Raw genomic sequence first — 24,775 nt, 5'->3', positions numbered from 1 at the left:
CTATATCCCATACCGTTTTTATACGTGAACAAAACGGAAACAGGAAGAGCGGTTCGACGTCACGAGCCACAAAATTGAGGCTCTGGTTAGCCTGTAAAGGTTACCATCCGATTCCCTCTAAAGGATGTCTTCCAGCTGTCATCAGGAACTGTTTAAATTCCATTCACGTTGGATGGTTAAGCATGAGCTTAACGGGAGATTAATCGTGACCACGCGGACAGCTTTGGGACCGGCACGCAAGCTTCACCTTGACCGCGCGGCGCGCACTGCAGGCGAGGCTTTTGCCTTCGACGAGCCGGATGCCATGCCCGCTCCCAATCGTTCCTATGGGCCGAGCCTCGTCTGGCTCTCCATGGCGGCCGTTGCCGTGCTGGGACTCGCGCTAGTCTTCTAAGGCCTGATCCGCCTCGGTGCTGTTGCTCTTGCCGAAGATACGGATGAGCCTCCGTTCAAGGCGCGTGCCGTAGGTCAGAAGCAAGAGCGTCACGAGGGTGCCGGCGATGGTGATGAACCAGGCGCCCAAGCCTGCCGTCACCCCAAGAGCCGCTGCAATCCACACGGTCGAGGCCGTGGTCAGGCCCTGAACCTCCGTCCCGTCCTTCCCCCGCAGGATTGACCCGGCGCCCAGAAATCCGAGACCCGTCAGGATGCCTTGAACGACGCGGCTCACCGCATCCTGCCCGAAATGCAGCCCCTCATAGACCGAACCGGACAGGATCACGATGGCGGAGCCGAGCGCCACGAGGCCCAGGGTCCGCATCCCGATCGGCTTGTTGTGAATGTCACGGTTGATGCCGATGATCATGCCGGCGACGGTCGCTCCGAAAAGACGGAGCGTCATCTCGATCTGATCGGCATACTCCACCGAGAGCCAGGACAGCCACTGATTCATCGAGTTCAACCTGCCCCGGCAGCCTTCTTGGTCGAAGCCGCCTTCTTGGCCGCCGGCTTCTTGACGGCAGCTTTCTTGGCTGCCGCCTTGGCGGGTGTCTTCACCGAGGCCTTCTTCGCGGCAGGCGCCTTGGCGGCGGCCTTTTTGGCCGGAGCTTTCTTGGCCGGAGCCTTGCGGCCGCGAGCGGGCTTCTTGGACGGGCCTGCGGCGCGACGGGCGACGAGAAGGGCAATGGCTTCGTCCAGCGTCACGGCCTCGGCCGTAACGGCCTTCGGCAGAGTGGCGTTGGTCTCGCCGTCGGTCACGTAAGGGCCGAAGCGCCCGGCCTTGACCACGATGGGCTTGCCGGACTCCGGATCCTCGCCCAGCGGACGGCCGGGATCGGCCGCCCCCCGCCGGGCGCCGCCGCCTCCGCTTTCCTTGGTGACGATCAGGTCGATGGCCCGGTTCGCACCGATCTCCAGCACGTCGTCGCCCGCGCCCAGATTGGCGTAGGTCTTGCCGTGTTGAACATAAGGACCGTAGCGCCCGATGCTCGCCAGGATCGGCTCGCCCGATTCAGGGTGGACCGCCACCTGACGCGGCAGCGCCAGCAGCTTCAAAGCCTTTTCCAGGTCCACCTGAGCGGGGGACAGGCCCTTCGGCAGGGAGGAGCGCTTGGGCTTCTCGCCTTCGCCGAGCTGAACGAAGGGGCCGAAGCGCCCGTCGCGCAGGGTCACCTGGAGGCCCGTCTCCGGGTCGTCGCCCAGCACCTTCACGCCAGGCTGGCCGCCGTTCTCGGATGAGCCTTCCCCGTCGCCATCGACGCCGGTGGCGGCAAGCTGGCGGGTGAACTTGCACTCGGGATAGTTCGAGCAGCCGATAAAGGAGCCGAACTTGCCGAGCTTCAGCGAAAGCTGACCCGTGCCGCAGGTCGGGCAGGTGCGCGGATTGGAGCCGTCGCCCTTGTCCGGGAAGATGTGCGGGCCGAGCAGCTCGTTGAGGGCATCGAGCACTTCCGTGGTGCGCAGCTCCTTGGTCTCGCCGATGGCGGCCGAGAAGTGGTTCCAGAACTCGCGCATCACCTGCTTCCAGTCGATCTCGTTGTTCGAGACCCGGTCGAGCTGCTCCTCCAGGTCCGCCGTGAAATCGTACTCCACGTAACGGCGGAAGAAGCTCTCCAGGAAGGCGGTGACAATGCGGCCCTTGTCCTCGGGGACAAGGCGCTTCTTCTCGATCTTGACGTATTCACGGTCCCGGAGGGTCTGCAGCACGGCGGCATAGGTCGAGGGGCGGCCGATGCCGAGCTCTTCCATGCGCTTGACCAGCGAGGCTTCCGAGTAGCGCGGCGGCGGCTCGGTGAAGTGCTGGCTCGCGTTGATGCGGCGGCGCTCCAGCGGATCGCCCGCCTTCATGGGCGGCAGGCGGCCTTCGTCCTCGTCCGCCTCGTCGTCCTTGCTCTCATTATAAAGCGTCAGGAAGCCGTCGAACTTGATCACCTGCCCGGTCGCTCGCAGGTCCAGCTTGCGCGGGCCCACCTGGGCCGCGATGTCGGCCGTGGTGCGCTCCAGCTCCGCCGATTCCATCTGGCTCGCGATGGTGCGGGTCCAGATCAGGTCGTAGAGGCGCGCCTGCTCGGGTTCCAGGTACTTCGCGATTTGTTTCGGCAGGCGGCCCATGTCCGTCGGCCGGATGGCCTCGTGGGCCTCCTGGGCGTTCTTGGCCTTGGTCGAGTACTTGCGCGGGGCGCCCGGCACGTAGCGGTCGCCGTATTCCTTGCCGATCACCCGGCGGGCGGCCTGCACGGCCTCGGGCGCCATGTCGACGCCGTCGGTACGCATATAAGTAATGATGCCGACCGTCTCGCCGCCGATATCCACGCCCTCATAAAGGCGCTGGGCGATGCGCATGGTCTGGGCCGGCGCCAGCCCCAGCTTGCGCGAGGCCTCCTGCTGCAGGGTCGAGGTGGTGAACGGCGGGTAGGGGTGGCGCTTGGCGGGCTTGGCCTCGATGTTCGCCACCGAGAAGGTGGCAAGCTCCAGGTCCTTCTTGAAGGCCTCGGCGTCCTGTCCGTTGCCGATGTCGAGGCGCTGGATCTTCTTGCCGTCGGCGCCCACGAGGCGGGCGTCGAACACGCCGCCTTCCTTGGTGGCGAGGGTGGCGATCAGCGACCAGTATTCCCGGGGCTTGAAGGTCTCGATCTCAAGCTCCCGGTCGCAGACCAAGCGCAGCGCCACCGACTGGACGCGGCCGGCCGAACGGGCGCCGGGCAGCTTGCGCCACAGGACCGGGGAGAGGGTAAAGCCCACGAGGTAATCGAGGGCGCGGCGGGCGAGATACGCATCGACCAGCGCCTGGTCGATCTGGCGCGGCTGGCGCAGGGCGGCCTGGACCGCGTCCTTGGTAATGGCGTTGAAGGTCACACGCTCGACGGGCAGGTCCTTCAGGACCCGCTTTTCGCGCAGCGCCTCCAGAACGTGCCAGGAAATCGCCTCGCCCTCGCGGTCAGGATCGGTGGCCAGGATAAGCTTCTCGGCTCCCTTGATCGCCTTGGCGATGTCGGAGACCCGCTTCGAGCCCCTGTCCTCCAGCGTCCAGATCATGCGGAAATCGGCATCCGGGTCGACCGAGCCATCCTTGGCGGGCAGATCGCGGATATGCCCGAAGGAGGCCAGGACCTCATAGTCCTTGCCGAGATACTTGTTGATCGTCTTGGCCTTCGCAGGCGACTCGACGACGAGGACTTTCATGAACGACTTCCTAAAAGCGGCAGCGAGCGGACGCCCTGCTGTCAAGGCGAGACACGGCGGTCAGCCCCTGACCGTCGCAGGGCGGGATAAGTGGTTGATGATTGCGGACAAGTCAAATCGGACTTGCCCATGGACAAAAGATATGGCGACGAGGGCGTGCTCCAGCAAGGGTTTCAAGGCTGAGCCGTTCGCCGGCAGCCCCCCGATCTCGGAGCCAAGGGCAGGTCCGGCGAGGGTAAAGGACTGCCTGATTTGGGAGGCGGCAGAGCCGGGGCAGGGGAGCCTGGGCATAATCTCACCCAAAGCCGAAACCCTTGCTTGCCGCCCGTTTCCGGAGCGCCTATAGCCGTTTCTTTAAGATGACAGACGCCCCCCGATCCGTTTTTCGCCACCGGCATCTCCTCGGAATCGAGGGGCTGTCTCCTTTGGATATCAAGGCGCTTCTCGATCTGGCCGACGCCCAGGTCGAGGTGAGCCGGCAGGTCGAAAAGAGAAAATCGAGCCTGCGGGGCCGCACCCAGATCAATCTCTTCTTCGAGCCCTCCACCCGCACGCAGTCCTCTTTCGAGATCGCCGGCAAGCGGCTCGGCGCCGATGTGATGAACATGCAGGTGGCCTCGTCCTCGGTGAAGAAGGGTGAAACGCTGATCGACACGGCGGCGACCCTGAACGCCATGCGGCCCGACATTATCGTGGTGCGCCACCATGCGGCGGGCGCGGTGCATTTGCTGGCCCGGAAGGTCGACTGCTCGGTGGTCAACGCCGGCGACGGCGCCCACGAGCACCCGACCCAGGCGCTGCTGGACGCGCTCACCATCCGGCGCAACAAGGGCCGCATCGAGGGCCTCACGGTGGCGATCTGCGGCGATATCCTGCATTCGCGGGTGGCGCGCTCCAATATGATCCTGCTCGCCGCCATGGGGGCGCGGGTGCGCCTCGTGGCGCCCTCGACCCTGCTGCCGCCGGGGATCGCGCGGCTCGGGTTCGAAACCTTCACCAGCATGAGTGAGGGGCTCAAGGACGCCGACATCGTCATGATGCTGCGCCTCCAGCTCGAGCGGATGAACGGCTCCTTCGTGCCTTCCGTCAAAGAATATTTCCGCTTCTACGGGCTCGATCAGGAGAAGCTCGGCTATGCCAAGCCCGACGCCCTCGTGATGCACCCCGGGCCCATGAACCGGGGCGTGGAAATCTCGTCCGACGTGGCCGACGGGGCGCAGTCCCTGATCCGCGAACAGGTCGAAATGGGCGTTGCCGTGCGCATGGCCGTGCTGGAGGCTCTGGCGAGCCATCTGCCGAACGCGTGAGAAATCCCTCTCCCGTACGGGAGAGGGAAAGGAGACCATCCGTAATGCCCACTGAACAACCGATCCTGCTGAAAAACGCCCGCCTGATCGACCCCGCCGGCGGCCGGGAGCAACGCGGCGCCGTCCTGGTGCGCGACGGTGTGATCCAGGAAGTCGGGCCGCAGGTCACGCAGGCTGAGGACGCGCAGGTGATCGATTGCGGCGGGCAGGTGCTCAGCCCGGGTCTCATCGACATGCGCGCGTTCATCGGCGAGCCGGGCGGTCCTTACCGGGAAACCCTGAAGAGCGCCGGCGAGGCGGCGGCGGCCGGCGGGGTCACCACCGTAGTGTCCATGCCGGACACCAGCCCGGCTCTCGACGATCCGGCGGTGATCGACTTCATCGTGCGCCGCGCCCGCGACACCTCCATCGTCAACATCCGTCCGGCCGCCGCCCTGACCAAGGGACTGAAGGGTGGGGAGATGGCGGAGATCGGCCGTCTCAAGGAGGCCGGCGCCATCGCCTTCACCGATGGGGCACACCCGGTCACCAACGCCCAGGTGATGCGCCGGGCGCTCACCTACGCCCGCGATTTCGACGCGCTGATCATCCACCACGTGGAGGATCCGGATCTCGTCGGCCAGGGCGTGATGAACGAGGGCGAGTTTTCGGCACGACTCGGTCTTCCCGGCATCCCGCGCGAGGCCGAGACCGTGATGCTGGAGCGCGACATCCGCCTCGTGCGCCTCACGGGCGGGCGCTACCACGCGGCCATGATCTCATGCGCCGATTCGGCCGAGATCGTGCGCGCCGCTAAGGCGAGGGGGCTGCCGGTCACCTGCGGCGTCTCCATCAACCATCTTGCGCTCAACGAAAACGACATCGGCGATTACCGCACCTTCCTGAAGCTTTCGCCGCCCCTTCGGCACGAGGACGACCGGCAGGCGATGATCGAGGCGCTGGCCGACGGGACCATCGACGTGATCGTCTCGGACCACAATCCACAGGATGTGGAGACCAAGCGACTGCCCTTCTCGGAGGCGGCCAACGGAGCGGTCGGGCTCGAGACCCTGCTGTCGGCCGCGCTGCGCCTCGTCCATGCAGGCCGCATCTCCCTGCCAGGGCTCCTGCGGGCGCTGTCCACGAGGCCTGCGGAGGTTCTTGGGCTTCCCGGAGGACGGCTCGCGGTCGGCGCTCCCGCCGATCTCATTGTCTTCGATCCCGATGCCCCATATGTCCTCGACAAGCGCCAGCTTCGCTCCCTGTCCAAGAACACGCCTTTCGATGAAGCCCGCCTGGAAGGGCAGGTGACCACAACAATGGTTGCAGGCAGGATAGTCTTTCAGCGCGATACGATGTAACGAGAAATAGATGTCCGACCCTGCAATCGTGCCCGAATCGATGATCTGGCTCTCCGTTCTCTCCGCCCTGGTGCTTGGGTACCTGTTCGGCTCCATTCCCTTCGGGGTGATCTTCACCCGCATGGCGGGGCTCGGCGACGTGCGGAAGATCGGGTCCGGCAATATTGGCGCGACCAACGTGCTGAGAACCGGCCGCAAGGGGCTTGCGGCCGCGACCCTGCTGGGAGATGCACTCAAGGGCACGGCGGCCGTGCTCATCGCCTATTATGTCTGGGGAGCGCAGCTTGCGACGATCGCCGCCCTGGGCGCCTTCCTGGGCCACCTGTTTCCGGTGTGGCTCAAGTTCAAGGGCGGCAAGGGTGTTGCCACCTTCATCGGCGTGCTGATCGGGTTGAAGCCCTTGGCGGCCCTGATCTTTGCGGCCGTCTGGCTCGGGCTTGCCTTCACGACCCGCTATTCCTCCCTGTCGGCCCTCGTCGCCAGCGCCGCGACGCCGGTTGTCCTTTGGCTTCTGGGCGAGCCTGGAATGGCGGGCATGACGGTGATCCTCGTGGCGCTTCTCTGGTGGAAGCACAGCGAGAACATCAGCCGCCTTCTGGCCGGGACCGAAGGCAAGATCGGGCAGAAGGGCTAAAGGCATGATCTTGACGGATGAGCAGCGTCTCGACTGGCTTCGCCTCATCCGCTCGGAGAATGTCGGCCCCAGAACTTTCCGGGCCCTGGTCAATCAGTATGGCGGCGCGGCCGCAGCGCTGGAAGCCTTGCCCGATCTCGCCCGTCGCGGCGGGCGCCTGCTCCTGAAGGTCACCAGCCGTGCCGAGGCCGAGAAGGAGATCGCGGCGGCGACACGGATGGGCGTGCGCTTCATCGCCATGGGCGAGCCGGATTATCCGAAAACCCTGCAGGCCGTTGACACCGCGCCGCCCCTGATCGCGCTTCGCGGCTCCAGCGACGTGCTGGCAAAGCCCTCCGTTGCCATCGTCGGCTCCCGCAACGCCTCCGCCTCCGGCCTGACCTTCGCCGAGCGCCTGTCCCGGCAGCTGGGCGAGGCCGGTTACGTGGTGGTGTCCGGCCTTGCGCGAGGCATCGACACGAAGGCCCATAAGGCGACCTTGCAGACGGGAACGGTCGCCGTGCTCGCGGGCGGCCACGACCGGATCTACCCTGCCCAGAACGAGCCTCTGCTCCAGGCCATCGTGGAGGAGGGCGGGGCGGTGATCTCCGAGATGCCCATGGGCTGGGAGCCGCGGGGCCGTGATTTCCCCCGCCGCAACCGGATTGTCTCAGGGTTGTCCTATGGGGTTGTCGTGGTCGAGGCGGCGCGGCGCTCCGGCTCCCTGATCACCGCGCGCTTTGCCCTTGAGCAGGGGCGCGAGGTCTTTGCCGTGCCGGGCTCCCCGCTCGATCCGCGCGCCGAGGGCACGAACGACCTCATCCGCGACGGCGCCACCCTCTGCGCCGGGATCGAGCATGTGACAAGCGTGCTGGAACCCCTGATCGCCTCGGGGCCTCGCCTCGACAGGAGCGCCGAGGAGCCTCACTACGCTCTGGGATCCGAGGAATTGTGGGACGAGCTCGATCTGCCGGATGTTGCGCGGGCTCCCGTGACGCCTGTCACGCCGGACCTTGGAGCGGGCGACGACCGGGACGATGAGGAAGCAGCAAGCCTGATCACCCTGCTCGGGCCCTCGCCCATCGCCATCGACGACCTGGTCAGGCAGTCCGGCCTGTCGATCCGCACCGTGCAGATGGGCCTGCTGGAGCTTGAGATCGCAGGGCGCCTGGAACGTCACGGCGGCAATGCCGTGTCCCTGATCGCAGGCCGTTAGCCCTATCGGTCTTTCTGCCCCGCCTGGACGCTTCGAATGGCTTCCAACCGGGCCATGTCGAGCAGGTAGGCCAGAAGATCGAGCTTCGACTCACGGGCCAGAAAGGCCAGCTCCGCGGAAAACTCGGCAATGTACTGGGCTGTTTCAGCGCTCGACATGTCAGCCACAGCCGAGCCGACCTGTTCACCAACCGTACCCTGCTGCTTCGGCGACGGGTCTTTTGCGGATCGGCGCATGGCTTTGGACATGGAGGATACAGCTGTCTCTTTGTTTCACTCCATCTAGATAGCAGCACAACCAAAGATAAAACAAGATCAATATACTTGACCTAAGGTTGTAGTTCTAAAGGTGTCATCAACCCAGAAGGGAGATTAATCCTGCTCCGAGAGATAACGGCTGTTTGAGGCAGCGGCTCAAACTGTGATCGGTGGCTGATAGACAGTCCGTGCGCGAAGTCGCAGGGGGTGAGCACACAAGATGGCTTCGATCGCAGGTCGAGCTTGGCATAACGAAATTACGACTTCGCAAGCGCTTCGTGTCGACCCCAAGGGTTTTATCGCCCGCGGTAGATCAAGGAGACTTCACCACTAAGCCTGCGGCCGAAGCCATGAATTAGGTCTTAAGAGCATTTCCTGGATCTGATCCTCATCTACTGCTTGAAGGCATCTCGCAGCTTCACATCGCGGCTTAGCCTCTCTTTCATGCGTGGTGCGAATTCACGTTGCAGAAGCAACTGGATTTCAGCCATAGCCTGCTTCATTACAGAATTTGTCTTAGAGGCTAAGCGAGCACCGATCGGGGTTTTGTAGAAATCGTAGAGGGCCCCAATTTCCTCCTCAGTAAAGCTACGCTTAAAGTAGTCGTTTATGAATGCCATTATGAATGGTTTCGTGCTGGCGATTTCATCGTCAATCAGTTGTAGAATGTAGTTTGCAATCTCTGGGGTAACTTTTGAGGAGGCGGCTTGTATTTGCCGCAACATCACTGGCCTTACTGAATCAACGCCGAGGTCGAAGCTCTTCTGAGCTTCGGTGATTTCGAGAATGTATTTAACCTTGTCATCGATCGTAGGCGTTGTTTGTGCTGTGGCCGTTAACGGCATGAGGATCATGCTCAAGATCGCAATCCATTTCACAGTCCTGATCATAGTCACTCCGATGTTGGGGCACGTGAACGCCTTATATCTAATAACATAACGCGCCTGTTAAAGGAGCAAACCTCTCTTTCCCTTTGGAGTGGCTTTCGCCGGTGGCCCAAAAACACTGCTTCTCAGCTTAGGAGCGAGATCAGCACAGGCATCGAGAGCAGGGCGATCAGGGTCTGCAGGGTCAGGATCTCGGCCATGAGGGACGCGTTGCCGCCCATCTGGCGGGCGAGCACATAGGACGCGCTGGCGGAAGGCACCGAGGCGGCGATGACCGTGACGGTCATGTCGTCGCCGCTCACGCCGATGAATCCCGCGAAGGTCACGGCGAGGAGCGGCATGAGAACCAGCTTCAGCCCGGCCGCGAGGGCATGGGGCAATCCCGGACTGGCAAGGCGCCGGATGTCGAGACCCGCTCCCACGATCAGGAGGCCCGCCGCCAGCGCCGCCCGTCCCATCACTTCGATATAGCCCATGAGGGGCTTCGGCAGCGGAGGCGCCAGGAGGTTGAGCGCCAGCCCCACGGCACAGGACCAGATGAAGGGATTCGTCAGGAAGGAGCGCAGGATGTCCCAGGGGCTCTGCTTCGGCCTGCCGGCGAAGCGGATGAAGACGTAGAAGGCCAGAAGGTTGAGCAGCGGCACCATGGCCGCGATGGCCACCGCGATCAGCGCGATGCCCCGCTGCCCGAACAGGCTGCCGGCAACGGCCAGGCCCACAAAGGTGTTCCACCGGGTGGCACCCTGGAAGACCGAGGTGAAGCTTGGGCCGTCGATGCGCAGGCGTCGCTCGAGGAACGGCCGCAAAGCCAGCACCAGCGCCGCCATGGACAGGATGGCGCCGATGAGCGCCCCGCCCACGCCCAGAACCGGCACCGACGACAAATCGGCCCGGGACAGGGTGTCGATGATCAGGGCCGGAAAGAAGATCACATAGGTCGCCCGCTCGAGTCCGGCCCAGTGCTGCTCGCTCACGAAATCCGTGGCCCGGCACAGCCAGCCGGTGGCGATGATCAGAAAGGTCGGGATCAGGCTGGCGAGAACGGCCGACATGGGAAAGCCCTGGAGGAGAGGGGTCGCAGGACCCAGCAGGACCGGGGCGCATGAGGCGCTTAGAACTTATCGCGGCAGTCGACAAGCGGCGGATAAGCTTGCATTGGAATTCAGCTTACACGCCCCAGTTTTTCCTGTTGCGTCCTGCCCGAGGCTTTCATGATTCACGTGACCAATTCGATCGCCCTCGACGAGGCGGAGCTTCAGGAGAGCTTCATCCGCGCCTCGGGTCCTGGAGGCCAGAACGTCAACAAGGTGGAAACCGCCGTCCAGCTGCGCTTCGACGTGCGCAATTCACCCTCGCTGCCGGATTACGTAAAGGAAAAGCTGGAAAGGCTGGCCGGAAAGCGACTGACGAACGAGGGCGTGCTTATCATCACCGCCCAGCGCTTCCGCACGCAGGAGCGCAACCGGGAGGATGCCGTCGAGCGCCTGGTCGAGCTGATCCGTCAGGCCACTGAGCGCCCGAAGCCGCGCCGCCCTACGCGACCGACCCTCGCTTCCAAGAAGCGTCGGCTGGAGGCGAAGGGGCGGAGAGCCGAGATCAAGAAGGGGCGCACGGGCAAACCGGCTTTCGATTAGCGGTGAAAGCCGGTTCGGGAACCCTTGGGGCCGAGGCGTTTAGCTGTAGGTCCGCCCCACGCCGACATCGGCCGTGTCGGGGGTCGTATGCGTCGTCAGCGCGGCGCCGATCTCCAGGATGCCGATGATGAGGTGGGGCCAGAAAACCTGATCGGCGAAGCCGAAGAGCCAGGGCGAGGCTGCGAGCAGGAGACCGCCGGCCGCATCGACGCCCAGATGCACCGGCATCGGGATCACCTTGGCCAAGGACAGTTCGTAGTTCGTCATGAGGCTCATGACCAGAATGGCCGCGCCGAGGACCATGGGCACCCATTGGGCAGGTCCGTTATCGGCAAAGCCGAGCACGAACGGAGCCATGATCAGGACGAGACCGGTCAGGTAGTCGACTGCACCGTGAACGCGGGTTGGGATGAAGCGCATGAGAATTCCTTACACATGGGTGGCTTTGCACCGGTGCAGGAGTAAAGACCGGAGAGCTCCAATGTTCCCGAAATCGCATCTTCGGCCTTGAGGCTTCGGGTCTCGAAGTCATTGAACTAACATATGTTATTCTTGCGGCGGGTACATGTGCTCCGTACCCCTGAAATCCAGGACCGTGTGGCAGCCGCCGCTCTCGCGAATGGCACTGGCCCCGATCACCGCCTTCCCGTGCCCGCCGGGAATGTCGAGGATATAGGTGGGCTGGCATAAACCGGAGATCCGCCCCCGAAGGCTTGAGAGGAGCGCGCGGCCCTCCTCGATGGAGAGGCGGAAATGGCTTGTGCCCGGAGCAAGGTCGGGATGGTGGAGGTAGTAGGGCTTGACCCGCGTTTCCACGAAGGCCCGCATGAGGGCAGCGAGCGTATCGGGATCGTCGTTGACGCCCTTGAGCAGCACCGACTGGCTGACCATGACGATCCCTGCATCCACGAGGCGGGCACAGGCGGCGCGGGCTTCCGGGGTCAGCTCGCGCGGATGGTTGGCGTGAAGCGCCACATAGGCCGTCTTGCCGCTCGCTTTCAGGGCTCCAATCAGATCCTCGTCGATCCGCTCGGGCTCGACCACGGGAACGCGGGTGTGGAAGCGGACGATCTTCACGTGATCGATGGCGGCGAGCCGCCCCATGATCTCGGCAAGGCGGCGCGGGGACAGCACCAGGGGATCGCCGCCGGTGAGGATCACCTCCCAGATGTCAGGGTGGCCTGCGATATAGGCGAAGGCTTTGTCCATGGCCTCAGGCGACAGGGTGCCGAGCCCTTGCGGCCCCACCATCTCGCGCCGGAAGCAGAAGCGGCAGTAGACCGGGCAGACATGCACCGCCTTGAGCAGGACGCGGTCGGGATAGCGATGAACGATGCCCTCGACCGGGCTGTGGGCGAGATCGCCGATGGGATCGTCCCGCTCCTCGGGCGTGACGGTCAGCTCGGACGCGTCCGGCACGAATTGACGGGCAATCGGGTCATGGGGGTCGTCCCGGTCGATCAGCGCGGCCATTGCGGGGCTGACCGCAATGGCGTAGCGCTCCGCCACGCCTTCGATCTCGGCGAGGCGCTCGGGCGCTACAAGGCCGGCGTCCAGCAGATCTGCGGGGGTGCGGATGGGGCGCTGTGCGTTCATGGGCGGGTCTCCGGCACGGGAGCCCACAGCACCTGCTCGATGCGGGAGGCGCCGGTCGCCAGCATCACGAGCCGGTCGAAGCCGAGCGCAATGCCGCTGGCGTCTGGCATGTGGCCCAGGGCTGCCAGGAAATCCTCGTCCACGGGATAGCTTTCCCCATAAACCCGCATCTTCTCACGCATCTCAGCCTCGAACCGGCGGCGCTGCTCGTCCGCATCGGTCAGTTCCCCGAAGGCGTTGGCGAGCTCGACCCCGCAGGCATAGAGCTCGAACCGCTCCGCCACGCGGGGATCCTGCGCGGTCGGACGGGCGAGAGCTGCTTCCGCGACGGGGTATTCGTCCAGGATCGTGGCGCGCCCAAGGCCGAGACGGGGCTCCACGCGCTCCACGATGACCCGGCTGAACAGGTCCGACCAGGTGTCGTCCTCCGCAACCCGTAAGCCCGCGGCTCTCAGATCGGCGGCCAAGCGATCCCGGTCCGTCGCACCACTCCTGTCGATAGAGGCGAGGAGATCGATCCCGGCAAAGCGCCAGAACGCCTCGGCCACGCTCAGGCGCTCCGGCTCCTGGAAAGGATCGGTCTCACGACCCCGGTAGGCGAGGGTACGGGTGCCGACGGTTTCGGCGGCCAGAGCCAGGATCCGCCCGCAATCCTGCATCAGCGCCTCGTAGCTCTCACCCGCGCGGTACCATTCGAGCATGGTGAATTCCGGGTGGTGCAGGGGGCCGCGCTCCCGGTTGCGGTAGACATGGGCAAAGCAGCTGATCCGGGGCTCGCCTGCAGCGAGCAGCTTCTTGCAGGCAAATTCCGGCGAGGTGTGGAGGTAGAGCGGCGCCCGCGACCCGTTGGGCCCGACAGCCTCCGTCGCGAAGGCATGAAGGTGCGCCTCGTTGCCTGGCGAGACCTGGAGCGTAGCCGTGTCGACCTCCACGAAATCCAGATCCGCGAAGAAGCCCCGCAGGGCCGCCTGGATGCGGTTCCGCCCCATCAGAAAGGGGCGCCGGTCGGCGTGAACATGCGGTGTCCACCAGGGGGAGGGCGAGGGCACGGAATTTTCCCTTCCAGAGGGCTCGTTAAGGTCGGACTGGCGATTTGCGCGAAGATAGGCTACTTGCGGCTCACAAAACCGTTTTCGGCGCCACTGGGGCAGGACGACCCGGCCCTCACGACGCGCCCCTATCTGTCACAAGGAAAGCTTCCCGTGAAGGTCATCGCCTCTACGCTCCGCAAAGGCAATGTCGTCGACATCGACGGCAGGCTCTATGTCGTGCTCACCGCCCAGAACATCCATCCCGGCAAGGGCACGCCGGTTACCCAGCTCGACATGCGCCGCATCTCCGACGGGGTGAAGGTCTCCGAGCGCTACCGCACCACCGAGCAGGTGGAGCGCGCCTTCGTGGAAGACCGCGAGCACACCTACCTCTACGAGGATGGCGAGGGCTTCCACTTCATGAACCCGGAAACCTTCGACCAGGTTGTGGTTCCGCAGGACATCATCGGCGACCTGAAGCCTTACCTTCAGGAAAACATGGCCGTGATGCTCTCGACCCATAACGGCGTGCCGATCGCCATCGAGCTGCCCGCCCGCGTGACCCTCGAGATCACCGAGACCGAGCCGGTCGTGAAGGGCCAGACGGCCTCCTCGTCCTACAAGCCCGCCATGCTGTCGAACGGCGTGCGCACCCTGGTGCCGCCGCACATCCAGGCCGGCACCCGCGTGGTCATCATGACCGAAGACGGCTCCTACGTGGAGCGCGCGAAGGACTAAGGTCCTTCTCCCCCTCCATCATCATCGGCTTATGTCGGTGATCCCGATATGAGGAAGCGCAACGCTTTTCAGAATCGGGATGGTTGGGACAACCCCGGCCATGGCGGCAGGCAAGGCCAATCAGACCTTGAAGGGCAGGCGGTTTCGGTGGAGGCTCACCGGCCTCTTGCCCTTTTTCAGTTTCGGAGTCGCGCAGTTTCATGACGAGCGGTCTTGTGAACCCCATCAACTCTCTCGTCGCCGATGTGGGCAGCCCGCCGATTCCCGAGGCGCAGAGCTGGATCAAGCGCTACGATGGAGCTTTCGGACCGCTCATCAATCTCTCGCAAGCCGTACCGGGCAATCCGCCTCACGCCAGCCTTCTGGAACGCATGGCCGCCACGGCAGGCTCGGCTGCTGGCTCGCAATACAGTCCGATCAACGGGGATGCGGATCTGAGGGAAGCCTATGCGGCCGAGCTCTCGCGGATCTACGAGGGCCGGATCGAGCCGGCCGACACCGCGATCACCGCCGGCTGCAACATGGCGTTCTTTGCCGCCATGATGCTGCTGGCCCATCGCGGCGATGCCGTGCTGCTGCCGACGCCCTGGTACTTCAATCACCAGATGAGCCTCGAGATGCTGGGCATCGAGCCGCGGCCGCTGCCATGCCGGCCGGAAGCCGGCTTCGTGCCCCGCGTCGAGGATGCGGAAGCCCTGATCGACGATAAAGTCAGGGCTCTGGTCCTCGTCACGCCGAACAATCCCACAGGCGCCGTCTATCCGGCCCACGTGATCGAGAGCTTTGCGCAGCTCTGCCGCCGGCGCGGCATTTATCTCGTGATCGACGAGACTTATCGTGACTTCCTGCCGCACGGGATGAACCGTCCGCACGGCCTCTTTACCGGCGAGGACTGGCGCGACACGGTGATCCAGCTCTACTCCTTCTCGAAGTCCTATGCGATTCCGGGACACCGCACGGGCGCCATCATGGCGGATGCCCGGCTGATCGAGCAGGCAGCCAAAATTCTCGACTGCATCCAGATCTGCGCCCCGCGCACCGCCCAGGCCGCCCTGCCCTGGGCCATCGACGCCCTACGGGACTGGCGCGAGGGCAACAGGACCGAGATCAACGGGCGTGCACAGGTTTTTCGGGAGGCGCTCGCGCCTCTGCCGGAATGGACGATCGAGTCGGCTGGCGCCTATTTCGCCTATCTGCGCCACCCGTTCCCGGGAGTGAGGGCGCAGCAGGTAGCGGAGCGATTGGCGACCGAGCGCGGCGTCCTGTGCCTGCCGGGCAGCTATTTCGGCCCCGGCCAGGAGGGGCATCTGCGGGTGGCCGTCGCCAATGTGGGGGCGGATGTTCTGGGTGGCCTGACCGAGCGCCTGAGAGGGCTCCGGATCTGATACCCCTTTCGGGGGTAAACGATATTCTGCCGGCTCCACCCTTGGCAGGACCGCAGGGCGGTTGTTACTCTCAGGACAAAGAGGGCATTCCCACCGGGGTGCCTGGGGAATGAGTTTTGACCGTCAAAGCCGACGTACCAACAGAACCGGGAGACCGACGCGCGGATCCGCTGATCGAGCCCGCGAACGGTTCATCCTGGGTTGCCGACCGTCCGGCGCCGGCTGCCAGAACGGAACCGAGACGGCGCACGTCCAGAAGCTACGCGGCCCTCGACCTCGGCACGAACAACTGCCGCCTTCTCATTGCGGAGCCTGCACATTTCGGCTTCCGGGTCGTGGACGCCTTCTCGCGGATCGTGCGCCTGGGCGAGGGGCTCGGGCTCGGAAACCGCCTCAGCGACGATGCGATCATGCGCACCCTCGAGGCGCTTCGCGTCTGCCGGGAGAAGATGATCGCCAAGGATGTGATCCGGGCGCGCCTCGTGGCCACCGAGGCCTGCCGCCTCGCCCAGAACGGCCCGGCCTTCATCGAGCGGGTGCGGCGCGATCTCGATCTGGAGCTTGAGATCGTCGACCGCAAGACGGAGGCTTATCTGGCCGTGACGGGCTGCGCGTCCCTGGTCGATCCCAAGGCGCAGTCGGTGATCATCTTCGACATCGGCGGCGGCTCCACCGAGATCGCGTGGCTCGACGGCCAGGCTCCGCATGCCTTCGCGGATCCGTGCAAGCGGATACGGGCCTGGGACTCGCTGCCTGTGGGCGTGGTGACCCTGGCCGAGCGCCATGGCGGAATAGACGTGACGCCCAAGACCTTCGAGAACATGGTCGAGGAGGTGTCCGACCTGCTCATGAATTTCGCCATCGGCGCCGCCGAGGCCGGTCGGGCCCGGAACTTCCATCTTCTCGGGACCTCGGGAACCGTCACGACCGTCGGGGGTATTCATCTCGGGCTCGCGCGCTACGACCGGCGCCGGGTCGATGGGATGTGGATGCGCAACGGCGAGATCTCGACAGTGATGGAGCGTTTGCTGCATTCGGACTTCAGGCAGCGGGCCGAGAATCCCTGCATCGGCAAGGACCGCGCCGATCTGGTTCTCGCAGGCTGCGCCATATTGGAAGCGATCCGGCGGGCTTTCCCCTCGGAGCGCCTGCGCATCGCGGATCGCGGACTGCGCGAAGGAATTTTGATGAACATGATGCGAGAGGATTCCGTGTGGCGAGGGGGCAGCCAGCGGTGAGCACGAAAACCGGATCCGGTGTCCGCAATCTCAAGCAGCGGGTGAAAACCGCCAACAAGCGGTCACTCTCCTCGCAGAAATGGCTCGAACGCCAGCTCAACGACCCCTACGTCGCCCGCGCCAAGCGGGAGGGCTACCGCTCGCGCGCGGCCTTCAAACTCCTGGAGATCGACGAGAAGTACAAGATCCTGAAGCCCGGCCAGAAGGTCGTCGATCTCGGCGCGGCGCCCGGCGGCTGGTCCCAGATCGCCGCCAAGGTGGTGGGTCCCAAGGGCAAGGTCGTCGGCATCGACCTCCTGCCCATCGATCCCATGGCGGGCGTGGAGTTCATCCAGCTCGACTTCCTGGACGAGAGCGCGCCGGGCAAGCTCATCGAGATGCTGGGCGGCCCGGCCGACATCGTCATGTCCGACATGGCGGCAAACACCACCGGCCACAAGAAGACCGATCATCTTCGGATTATCGGCCTCGCCGAAGCCGCCATCTACTTCGCGCGCGAGATACTGGCGCCCGGCGGCGCCTTTGTGGCCAAGGTGTTCCAGGGCGGCACGGAGAACCAGCTTCTCGCCGACCTGAAGCGGGATTTCGCCGTGGTCCGCCACGTGAAACCTGCCGCGAGCCGTGCCGATTCGGCGGAACTCTATGTGCTGGCGACCGGTTTCCGAGGGCGGGCGGACGAGACGCCTGCGGCCTGAAGGCCTTTGCATCAGCCTCGAAATCGAAGGAGCCAGACATGGCAGCCCATCAGATCGGCATCATCGGCCTCGGCAAGATCGCGCAGGATCAGCATCTGCCCGTCATCAAGGCCAACCCGAACTTCGAGCTTCTCGCGGTGTCGAGCCAGCGCGGGCTTTCGCATGAGGATGCGAAACACACCTTTCAGGATTACCACGATCTCCTGAAGCTGCCCGAGGTGGAGGCGGTTGCGATCTGCACCCCGCCGCAGGTCCGGTATGTGATCGCCCGCGAGGCGCTGCTTGCCGGCAAGAGCGTGCTCCTGGAAAAGCCGCCGGCCGCCACCTTGAGCGAGCTGGAGGACCTGAGGCACCTTGCCGACAAGATGGGCAAGACGGTCTTCACCACCTGGCATTCCCAGTACAACAAGGCCGTCGACGAGGCCAAGAAGGCCCTTGCCGGCTGGTCCATCAAGCGCCTTCAGGTGACCTGGAAGGAGGATGTGCGGCACTGGCATCCGGGCCAGCAATGGATCTGGGAGGCGGGCGGATTCGGGGTCTTCGATCCCGGCATCAACGCGCTGTCCATCGTCACGCGCATCATGCCCGAGCCGGTGTTCATCAAGAATGCGAGCCTGGAGTTTCCCGCCAACCGAGACGCTCCCATCGCGGCCAATCTGACGTTTTCGGCAAGCCACGGCACAGGCGATCTTCAGGCGGTGTTCGACTGGCGCCAGACAGGCCCGCAGAGCTGGGATATCGAGGTGGAGACCGAAGCCGGCCTGACCCTGAAGCTCTCCCATGGCGGAAGCTGCCTCGAAATCGGCGGCCGCCTCGTGGTGCAGGAGAAGCCCGCGGAATACGAGGGCATCTACCGGCGCTTCGACGCCCTGCTCACCATCGGCCGCTCCGAGATCGACGACGCCCCGTTCCGCCTCGTGGCCGATGCATTCATGATCGGCAAGCGGGTGCAGGTGGACGCGTTCGAGGAGTGATCTGCACCCCTGTCATTCCGGGGCAGTGCAGCGGAGCCCGGAATGACGGTGTCTCACGAGATTAAGCCAAGTTCTTCTTAAGAAACGCCACCGTCCGGCTCCAGGCCAGGTCGGCCGCCGTCTTGTCGTAGCGCGCTGCGTTGGTGTCGTTGTTGAACGCGTGGTTGGCGCCCTCGTAGACGTGGATCTCATAGGATTTGCCGGCCTGCTTCAATGCCGCTTCGTAGGCCGGGATGCCGGCGTTTATGCGCTCGTCGAGGCCGCCGTAATGCATCATCATCGCGGCTTCGATCTTCGGCACGTCCTCGGCTTTCGGCTGGCCGCCGTAATAGGCCACGCCGGCATCAAGGTCCGGTTCGTTCACGGCGAGGTTGTTCACCGCGCCGCCGCCCCAGCAGAAGCCGATGGCGCCCACCTTGCCGTTGCTGTCAGGGCGGCCTTTCAGGTAGGCCACGGCCGCCTTGCCGTTGGCGATCACGTCCGGCTGCTTCAACTGGCCGATCATCTCTCGCCCCTTGTCCTCGTCGGCGGGCGTGCCGCCCATGGGCGAGAGATAGTCCACTCCCAGGGCGATGAACCCCTCCGTCGCCATGCGGCGGGTGACGTCCTTGATGTGCGGGTTGAGTCCCCGGTTCTCGTGGATCACGATCACGGTCGGTAGCTTGCCCGCCGCGTCCTTTGGCTTGACGAGGTAACCCTTGAGGCCCTGTGCGCCAGGAATATCGATGGTCTCCGCCGTGATCCGGGGATCCGTCTCCGGCACGGTCTGGGCGTGGGCATAGTTGTTCTGCAGGATCGGCAGGATGGCTGCCGCGCCGGCCGCACTGCCGGCCAGGGCCACCAGCTTGTCGAGAAAGGAGCGGCGGCTCATGCCGCCATGGGTGAAGTCGTCATAGAGATCGATGATGCGCTGATCCATGGTGGCCTCCTGGTCCCGTCCATGGATGCTAGCGCAGCTTAGCGGCCCGACATACCGTCTCCGAGCCCCGCGGAGGGCGGTCTGTCCTTCACAATCTTGTGTCCCGACATCTCGGCGCCGGCCGTTGGAGACAGGCGGGCGAAAACGAAGCCGGATGTGGCCGATATCGCGGCAACGGCCCAAAAGGCCGGTCCGAAATCCGCAGCCGTGACGGACCGGTCGCCGTTGAGGCTCGCTGCCGTTTCCAGCACGAAGGCGCCGAAGGCCACGCCGATGCTGAGCGAGACCTGCTGCAGGGCGCTTCCCAGGCTGGTGGCGTAGCTCATCTCCCGGTTGGAGATTTCCGCATAGCCGATGGCGTTGAGGCTCGTGAACTGGAGCGAGCGGAAGCAGCCGCCGATCAGCAGGAAGATCATGATGAGCCAGTGCGGCGTCTCGGGGGTGAAGAACCCGTTGGCCGCCACAAAAGCGGCGCCTATGAAGGCGTTGATCGTGAGCAGCCGCCGGAAGCCCGTTCGCTCCAGGATGCGCTTGGCCATGGTCTTCATGAACAGCGCGCCCACGGCTCCGATGAAGGTAAGCGAGCCCGAGGCCAGAGGGCCGAGCCCGAAGCCCACCTGCAGCATCAGCGGCAGCAGGAACGGAATCGCCCCGATGCCGATGCGGAACAGCGAGCCGCCGATGACGCTCGCCCGGAAGGTGGGCACCTTCAGGAGGCTCAGGTGCAGAACCGGGTAGGGGGTGCGCCTTGCGTGAAAGACGTAGAGAACCAGGCTGACGGCTCCGATCACCGTGCACCCGAGCGAGATCGCGCCCGGGATGAGATGCTGCCCGCTCGTGGAAAAACCGAGCATCAGCAGGGAGAAGCCGACGCCTGTCAGCAGAAACCCGATGATGTCGAGGGGCGGCGTGTCGTCTTCCTTTATGTTGGGCACGAACATCAGGGCGCACACGATGCCGAGGATCCCGATGGGGATGTTGATGAAGAAGATCCAGCGCCAGTGGAAGAACTCCGTGATGAAGCCCCCCAGCGGCGGCCCGATGATGGGGCCGATGAGCGCCGGGATCGTCAGGGTCGCCAGCGCCTGCACCACCTCGCTCCGGGCCACGCTGCGCAGGAGCACGAGGCGTCCCACCGGCACCATCATGGCGCCGCCCGCCCCTTGAACGAAGCGGGAGAACACGAAGCCTTCGAGGGAATCGGCGGCGGCGCAGGCAAGCGAGCCCGCCATGAACACGCCGATCGCGGCGGTGAAAATGGTCTGTGCGCCGTATTTGTCGGCCATCCAGCCGGAGATCGGGATGAAGATCGCGAGGCTCACCAGATAGGAGGTCAGCGCCAGCTTGAGAGCAATCGGGTCGGTGCCCAGGTCCTGCGCGATCATCGGGAGCGACGTGGAGATCACGGTCGAATCCATGTTCTCCATGAACAGGGCGGTCGCGATGATCAGCGGGAGAAGGCGGGATTGACGCATGGCCTGTGAGACCTAGCGCATCGTGCGGAAAAGTGGACCCGGTTTTCCGCTCACGACGATGCGCTGCTTAAAAAATGAGCATCGGATGGATCTCAAAAGTGCATTCCACTTTCGGGTCCGATGCTCTAGCGCTCGGCAACTGGATTGCAAAGGCTCAAGCAGCGCAATCCAGATCTTCTGGGAATGCGTCTCTCGGCGCTTTGCGAAAACCAAACCCCGTGCTACGGACCCGTGCCAACTCGCCATAGCGTTATCGCTGCATCTGCGCACCCCAAAGGAGTTGGTTCATGGCCTCAGTTTTCGCCGATAAGATCATCGAAGGACTGACCTTCGACGACGTGCTTCTCCGGCCCGGCCGCTCCGAAGTCCTGCCGAGCGATGTGGATGTCGCAACCCAGCTGACCCGCACCATCCGCCTCAACATGCCGATCGTCGCCTCCGCCATGGATACGGTGACGGAAGCCCGCATGGCCATCGCCATGGCCCAGAACGGCGGCCTCGGTGTGATCCATCGCAATCTCGAGCCCGACGCCCAGGCCGAGCAGGTGCGCCTCGTGAAGCGCTACGAGTCGGGCATGGTGATGAACCCCATCACCATCCATCCCGACGAGACCCTCGCCGATGCGCTCGCCATGATGAAGCATCACGGCATTTCCGGCATTCCGGTGGTCGAGCGCGGACCCGGAGGCGCCAAGGGCAAGCTCGTCGGCATTCTCACCAACCGCGACGTGCGCTTCGCCACCAGCCCGGCTCAGCCCGTGTCCGAACTGATGACCAAGGACCGCCTGATCACGGTGCGCGAGGGCGTAAACCAGGAGGAGGCGCGCCGCCTCCTGCACCAGTTCCGCATCGAGAAGCTGCTCGTCGTCGACGATCATTACCGCTGCATCGGCCTCATCACCGTCAAGGACATCGAGAAGCAGGTGGCCTATCCCAATGCCGCCAAGGACACGCAAGGCCGCCTTCTGGTGGCTGCGGCCACCACCACGGGGGAACAGGGCTTCGAGCGTTCCGAGCGCCTTATCGATGCGGGCTGCGACGTGATCGTGGTCGACACCGCCCACGGCCATTCCGTGAAGGTTCTGGAGAGCGTCACCCGGGTCAAGAAGCTCTCGAACGCTGTCCAGGTCATCGCCGGCAACGTGGCGACGAGGGAAGGGGCCAAGGCCCTCATCGATGCGGGCGCGGATGCGGTGAAGGTGGGCATCGGACCCGGCTCCATCTGCACCACCCGCATCGTGGCGGGCGTTGGCGTGCCCCAGCTCACCGCCATCATGGAGGCGGTGGAATCGGCGATGGAGGCCGATGTGCCGGTGATCGCCGACGGCGGCATCAAGTTCTCGGGCGATCTCGCCAAGGCGCTCGCGGCCGGCGCCTCCTGCGCCATGGTCGGCTCGCTGCTTGCCGGCACGGACGAAACCCCGGGCGAGGTATTCCTGTACCAGGGCCGTTCCTACAAATCCTATCGCGGCATGGGGTCGGTCGGTGCCATGGCCCGCGGTTCGGCGGACCGCTACTTCCAAGCGGAGGTGCGCGACACCCTGAAGCTCGTGCCGGAAGGCATCGAAGGGCAGGTGGCCTATAAGGGTCCGGTCTCGGCGGTGCTCCACCAGCTCACCGGTGGCCTGCGCGCCGCCATGGGCTATGTGGGCGCCGCGACCCTGCCGGAATTCCGCGAGAAGGCCCAGTTCATCCGCATCACCTCTGCCGGCCTGCGCGAAAGCCACGTTCATGACGTGACGATCACGCGGGAAAGCCCTAACTATCCGACTCGCAGCTAAGTTTTACGCGAGTCACCACATGAGCATCTCCGCCGTTATCCTGCCCGTCCTCGTTCAGGTCGGGCTCACCCTCCTTCTGCTGCTCTGGATGGGCCGGACCCGGGTCGGCCACCTGCGCCGCGGCGAGGTGAAGGTGCAGGACATCGTTCTCGGCGAGCGCAACTGGCCCAAGCAGGTGACGCAGATCCAGAACTCGTACCACAACCAGTTCGAGCTTCCGGTGCTGTTCTATGTGCTCGTGGCCCTAGCGCTGATCACCCGCAAGGCGGACCTGCTTTTCGTGGTCATGTCCTGGGTTTTCGTGGCGAGCCGGCTGGCTCATGCGGCGATCCACACCACCTCGAACAAGCTGGCCTGGCGCTTTCAGGCCTTCGTCGTCGGGGTGCTGATCCTCGCCGCCATGTGGGTGATCTTCGGCATCCGCATCTTTTCGGCGGAAGCCGGCGTTTAAGCCAGGACGGGATGGGCGTTGCGCCCATCCCGCCGATGCCGTTAATAGCGGCGGCCGCTCTCGAGCTGCGTCTTGGCATCGAGCTGCTTCATCGGAGGTGGCTGGATGCTGGCAGCCGGGGCCGTGGCGCAGGCGGCGATCGCGAGAGTGAGGCCGAGCGCGACGAGGCCGCGGGTCACACGGGTCAACATAAGGTGTCTCCAGAAAGAATCGTGCGGACTGCACGCCCTCTCTGAAGTCACGGCTGATCCCGACGGAAAATAGGAAACATTGTGTCGTATCTACGGCCAAGCTTGAGTGTGCTTTCCCCATGACACCTGCCGCCCGCATCTCCGCCGCCATCGAGGTCCTTGCCGACATCGAGACCCGCCGTCGCCCGGCAACGGACGCCCTGAAGGATTGGGGCCTGTCGCACCGTTTCGCCGGCTCCAAGGACCGAGCCGCCATCGCGAGCCTCGTCTATGACGCCCTGCGCCGGAAATCCTCCGCCGCCTGGATCATGGGGGATGCCACGCCCCGCGCCACCGTGCTGGGCATGCTGAGGCTGCAGCGGGGTCTGACCGTCGATGCGGTCGCGGCGCTGTGCTCCGGCGAGCGCTTCGCCCCTGAGCCCCTCTCGGCCGCCGAGCGCGAAAGGCTGGAGAAAGCCGACCTGGGCGGCGCGCCCGCACCCATCGCCGGTGACTTCCCCGACTGGATCGAGCCTTCGCTCCAACGCCTCTTCGACGGCGATCTCGTCCCCGAGATGCAGGCTCTGGCCACGCGCGCCCCCCTGGATCTGCGGGTCAACCCGTTGAAGGTCTCGTCCCGCGATGAGGCCCACGATGCCCTTCCGCATCTGGGCGCGGTGGAGACGCCCCTCTCGCCCCTGGGGCTGCGGATCGCGCCGAGCGAGGATGGGCGCGGACCGGCCGTGCAGTCGGAGCCGGAATTCATCAAGGGCTGGATCGAGATCCAGGACGAGGGATCCCAGCTGGCGGCCCTGATCTCCGGCGTCAAGCCCGGCGAGCAGGTGGTCGATCTCTGCGCCGGCGGCGGCGGCAAGACCTTGGCCCTGGCGGCCATGATGGACAACCAGGGCCAGATCTACGCCACGGACAACGACGCGCGCCGTCTCGCACCGATCCATGACCGCCTGGCACGGGCAGGGGCCCGCAACGTTCAGGTTCGCACGCCCCGGGCCAAGGCCGATGCGGTCTCCGATCTCGACGGGCGTATCGACTGCGTTCTCGTGGATGCGCCGTGCACGGGAATCGGCACCTGGCGGCGCAACCCGGATGCCAAGTGGCGACTGAGGCCCGGAAGCTTGGACGTGCGGCGCAAGGAGCAGGCAGCGGTGCTCGACCGGGCAGCGGCTCTGGCGCGGCCGGGCGGACGGATCGTCTACATCACCTGCTCGATCCTGCCCGAGGAGAACGACGACGCGCTTACCGCCTTCCTGGAGCGGAATGACGGCTTCAAGCCGCTGCCGCAGGCGGACGTGCTGGCGCAGGCTGGCCTCGGCCACCTGTCCGCGCTGACCCATGCCACCGCCTTCGGTTTGCAGATGACCCCGCACCGGACCGGAACGGACGGCTTCTTCGTCGCAGTCCTTCAACGAGCCTCTTGAGGCTTTTC

Annotated in this window: 25 protein-coding genes; 14 read left to right on the top strand and 11 right to left on the bottom strand. The window is 64.8% G+C overall.

Going from position 1 to position 24,775, the window contains the following annotated elements:
• Positions 1-205: 205 nt before the first annotated feature.
• Complete coding sequence (locus JKG68_RS00665; protein ID WP_202055160.1) at positions 206-394, top strand: hypothetical protein; 189 nt, start codon at positions 206-208, stop codon at positions 392-394.
• Here JKG68_RS00665 and JKG68_RS00660 read toward each other — a convergent pair.
• Entirely contained in the window at positions 383-892 is a 510-nt protein-coding gene (locus JKG68_RS00660) for an MgtC/SapB family protein (RefSeq protein WP_202055159.1), read from the bottom strand. The two genes, JKG68_RS00665 and JKG68_RS00660, sit on opposite strands and share 12 nt — an antisense overlap.
• Positions 893-897: 5 nt before the next feature.
• Positions 898-3,621 carry a type I DNA topoisomerase gene (topA, locus tag JKG68_RS00655; RefSeq protein WP_202055158.1) on the bottom strand — a complete coding sequence of 908 codons (2,724 nt, stop codon included), beginning with the start codon at positions 3,619-3,621 and terminating at the stop codon, positions 898-900.
• 359 nt (positions 3,622-3,980) lie between these two features.
• On the opposite strand from topA, the gene JKG68_RS00650 reads away from it, so the two are divergent.
• From JKG68_RS00650 to dprA, 4 genes are read left to right on the top strand one after another with little or no spacing between them, the layout of a single operon-like run.
• Positions 3,981-4,928, top strand: a complete 948-nt coding sequence (locus tag JKG68_RS00650; RefSeq protein ID WP_202055157.1) for an aspartate carbamoyltransferase catalytic subunit — start codon at positions 3,981-3,983, stop codon at positions 4,926-4,928.
• Between the two features lie 44 nt (positions 4,929-4,972).
• On the top strand, positions 4,973-6,268 hold the full coding sequence (locus JKG68_RS00645; RefSeq protein ID WP_202055156.1) for a dihydroorotase: 1,296 nt from the start codon (positions 4,973-4,975) through the stop codon (positions 6,266-6,268).
• A 10-nt stretch (positions 6,269-6,278) separates the two neighbouring features.
• A complete protein-coding gene (gene plsY / locus JKG68_RS00640; protein ID WP_246514988.1) occupies positions 6,279-6,902 on the top strand; it encodes a glycerol-3-phosphate 1-O-acyltransferase PlsY in 624 nt (207 codons plus the stop codon).
• 4 nt (positions 6,903-6,906) lie between these two features.
• A complete protein-coding gene (gene dprA / locus JKG68_RS00635) occupies positions 6,907-8,097 on the top strand; it encodes a DNA-processing protein DprA (protein WP_202055155.1) in 1,191 nt (396 codons plus the stop codon).
• A gap of 2 nt (positions 8,098-8,099) precedes the next feature.
• Here the strand turns inward: dprA and JKG68_RS00630 are convergent, their stop codons facing one another.
• From JKG68_RS00630 to JKG68_RS00620, 3 genes are all read right to left on the bottom strand, one after another.
• Positions 8,100-8,345: a hypothetical protein gene (locus JKG68_RS00630; protein WP_202055154.1), complete on the bottom strand. Its 246-nt coding sequence runs from the start codon at positions 8,343-8,345 to the stop codon at positions 8,100-8,102.
• A 401-nt stretch (positions 8,346-8,746) separates the two neighbouring features.
• Positions 8,747-9,208, bottom strand: a complete 462-nt coding sequence (locus tag JKG68_RS00625) for a DUF2059 domain-containing protein (RefSeq protein ID WP_246515007.1) — start codon at positions 9,206-9,208, stop codon at positions 8,747-8,749.
• A gap of 158 nt (positions 9,209-9,366) precedes the next feature.
• Entirely contained in the window at positions 9,367-10,293 is a 927-nt protein-coding gene (locus JKG68_RS00620) for an AEC family transporter (protein ID WP_202055152.1), read from the bottom strand.
• 159 nt (positions 10,294-10,452) lie between these two features.
• Between JKG68_RS00620 and arfB the strand changes: the two genes are divergently transcribed.
• Positions 10,453-10,875: an alternative ribosome rescue aminoacyl-tRNA hydrolase ArfB gene (gene arfB / locus JKG68_RS00615; RefSeq protein ID WP_202055151.1), complete on the top strand. Its 423-nt coding sequence runs from the start codon at positions 10,453-10,455 to the stop codon at positions 10,873-10,875.
• A gap of 39 nt (positions 10,876-10,914) precedes the next feature.
• On the opposite strand, the gene JKG68_RS00610 is transcribed toward arfB, so the two are convergent.
• The 3 genes from JKG68_RS00610 to epmA form a co-directional block, all read right to left on the bottom strand.
• Positions 10,915-11,295, bottom strand: a complete 381-nt coding sequence (locus JKG68_RS00610) for an SPW repeat domain-containing protein (RefSeq protein ID WP_202055150.1) — start codon at positions 11,293-11,295, stop codon at positions 10,915-10,917.
• 126 nt (positions 11,296-11,421) lie between these two features.
• Positions 11,422-12,471 (bottom strand): lysine-2,3-aminomutase-like protein, encoded by a 1,050-nt coding sequence (locus JKG68_RS00605; protein ID WP_202055149.1) that lies wholly within the window; start codon positions 12,469-12,471, stop codon positions 11,422-11,424.
• Positions 12,468-13,520, bottom strand: coding sequence for an EF-P lysine aminoacylase EpmA (epmA, locus tag JKG68_RS00600; protein WP_312890713.1), 1,053 nt, complete (start codon positions 13,518-13,520; stop codon positions 12,468-12,470). The genes JKG68_RS00605 and epmA overlap by 4 nt, the downstream gene beginning before the upstream one ends.
• Before the next feature lie 153 nt (positions 13,521-13,673).
• Here epmA and efp point away from each other — a divergent pair, with 153 nt between their 5' ends.
• From efp to JKG68_RS00575, 5 genes are all read left to right on the top strand, one after another.
• Positions 13,674-14,240 carry an elongation factor P gene (gene efp / locus JKG68_RS00595; protein WP_202055362.1) on the top strand — a complete coding sequence of 189 codons (567 nt, stop codon included), beginning with the start codon at positions 13,674-13,676 and terminating at the stop codon, positions 14,238-14,240.
• Between the two features lie 200 nt (positions 14,241-14,440).
• Positions 14,441-15,625, top strand: coding sequence for an aminotransferase (locus JKG68_RS00590; protein WP_202055148.1), 1,185 nt, complete (start codon positions 14,441-14,443; stop codon positions 15,623-15,625).
• Between the two features lie 170 nt (positions 15,626-15,795).
• Complete coding sequence (locus JKG68_RS00585; RefSeq protein WP_202055361.1) at positions 15,796-16,863, top strand: Ppx/GppA phosphatase family protein; 1,068 nt, start codon at positions 15,796-15,798, stop codon at positions 16,861-16,863.
• The gene (locus JKG68_RS00580; RefSeq protein ID WP_202055147.1) at positions 16,860-17,558 is read left to right on the top strand and encodes an RlmE family RNA methyltransferase; all 699 of its coding nucleotides are present in this window, start codon (positions 16,860-16,862) and stop codon (positions 17,556-17,558) included. Before JKG68_RS00585 ends, JKG68_RS00580 begins: the two co-directional genes overlap by 4 nt.
• Positions 17,559-17,596: 38 nt before the next feature.
• Positions 17,597-18,532 (top strand): Gfo/Idh/MocA family protein, encoded by a 936-nt coding sequence (locus JKG68_RS00575; protein ID WP_202055146.1) that lies wholly within the window; start codon positions 17,597-17,599, stop codon positions 18,530-18,532.
• 61 nt (positions 18,533-18,593) lie between these two features.
• Here the strand turns inward: JKG68_RS00575 and JKG68_RS00570 are convergent, their stop codons facing one another.
• Both JKG68_RS00570 and JKG68_RS00565 read right to left on the bottom strand, forming a co-directional pair.
• On the bottom strand, positions 18,594-19,478 hold the full coding sequence (locus tag JKG68_RS00570; RefSeq protein WP_446685737.1) for a dienelactone hydrolase family protein: 885 nt from the start codon (positions 19,476-19,478) through the stop codon (positions 18,594-18,596).
• 11 nt (positions 19,479-19,489) lie between these two features.
• On the bottom strand, positions 19,490-20,926 hold the full coding sequence (locus JKG68_RS00565; protein ID WP_202055144.1) for a DHA2 family efflux MFS transporter permease subunit: 1,437 nt from the start codon (positions 20,924-20,926) through the stop codon (positions 19,490-19,492).
• A 287-nt stretch (positions 20,927-21,213) separates the two neighbouring features.
• Between JKG68_RS00565 and guaB the strand changes: the two genes are divergently transcribed.
• Entirely contained in the window at positions 21,214-22,707 is a 1,494-nt protein-coding gene (guaB, locus tag JKG68_RS00560) for an IMP dehydrogenase (protein WP_202055143.1), read from the top strand.
• Positions 22,708-22,726: 19 nt separating this feature from the next.
• Entirely contained in the window at positions 22,727-23,158 is a 432-nt protein-coding gene (locus JKG68_RS00555) for an MAPEG family protein (protein ID WP_202055142.1), read from the top strand.
• Between the two features lie 41 nt (positions 23,159-23,199).
• Here the strand turns inward: JKG68_RS00555 and JKG68_RS00550 are convergent, their stop codons facing one another.
• On the bottom strand, positions 23,200-23,349 hold the full coding sequence (locus JKG68_RS00550; RefSeq protein ID WP_202055141.1) for a hypothetical protein: 150 nt from the start codon (positions 23,347-23,349) through the stop codon (positions 23,200-23,202).
• Positions 23,350-23,468: 119 nt separating this feature from the next.
• On the opposite strand from JKG68_RS00550, the gene JKG68_RS00545 reads away from it, so the two are divergent.
• Complete coding sequence (locus tag JKG68_RS00545) at positions 23,469-24,767, top strand: RsmB/NOP family class I SAM-dependent RNA methyltransferase (RefSeq protein WP_202055140.1); 1,299 nt, start codon at positions 23,469-23,471, stop codon at positions 24,765-24,767.
• Positions 24,768-24,775: the final 8 nt, after the last annotated feature.

This window comes from Microvirga aerilata, assembly GCF_016743775.1.
Lineage (GTDB): Bacteria > Pseudomonadota > Alphaproteobacteria > Rhizobiales > Beijerinckiaceae > Microvirga > Microvirga aerilata.
Note: the sequence above shows the minus strand (reverse complement) of the source record. Positions and strands in the feature narration are given on the sequence as shown.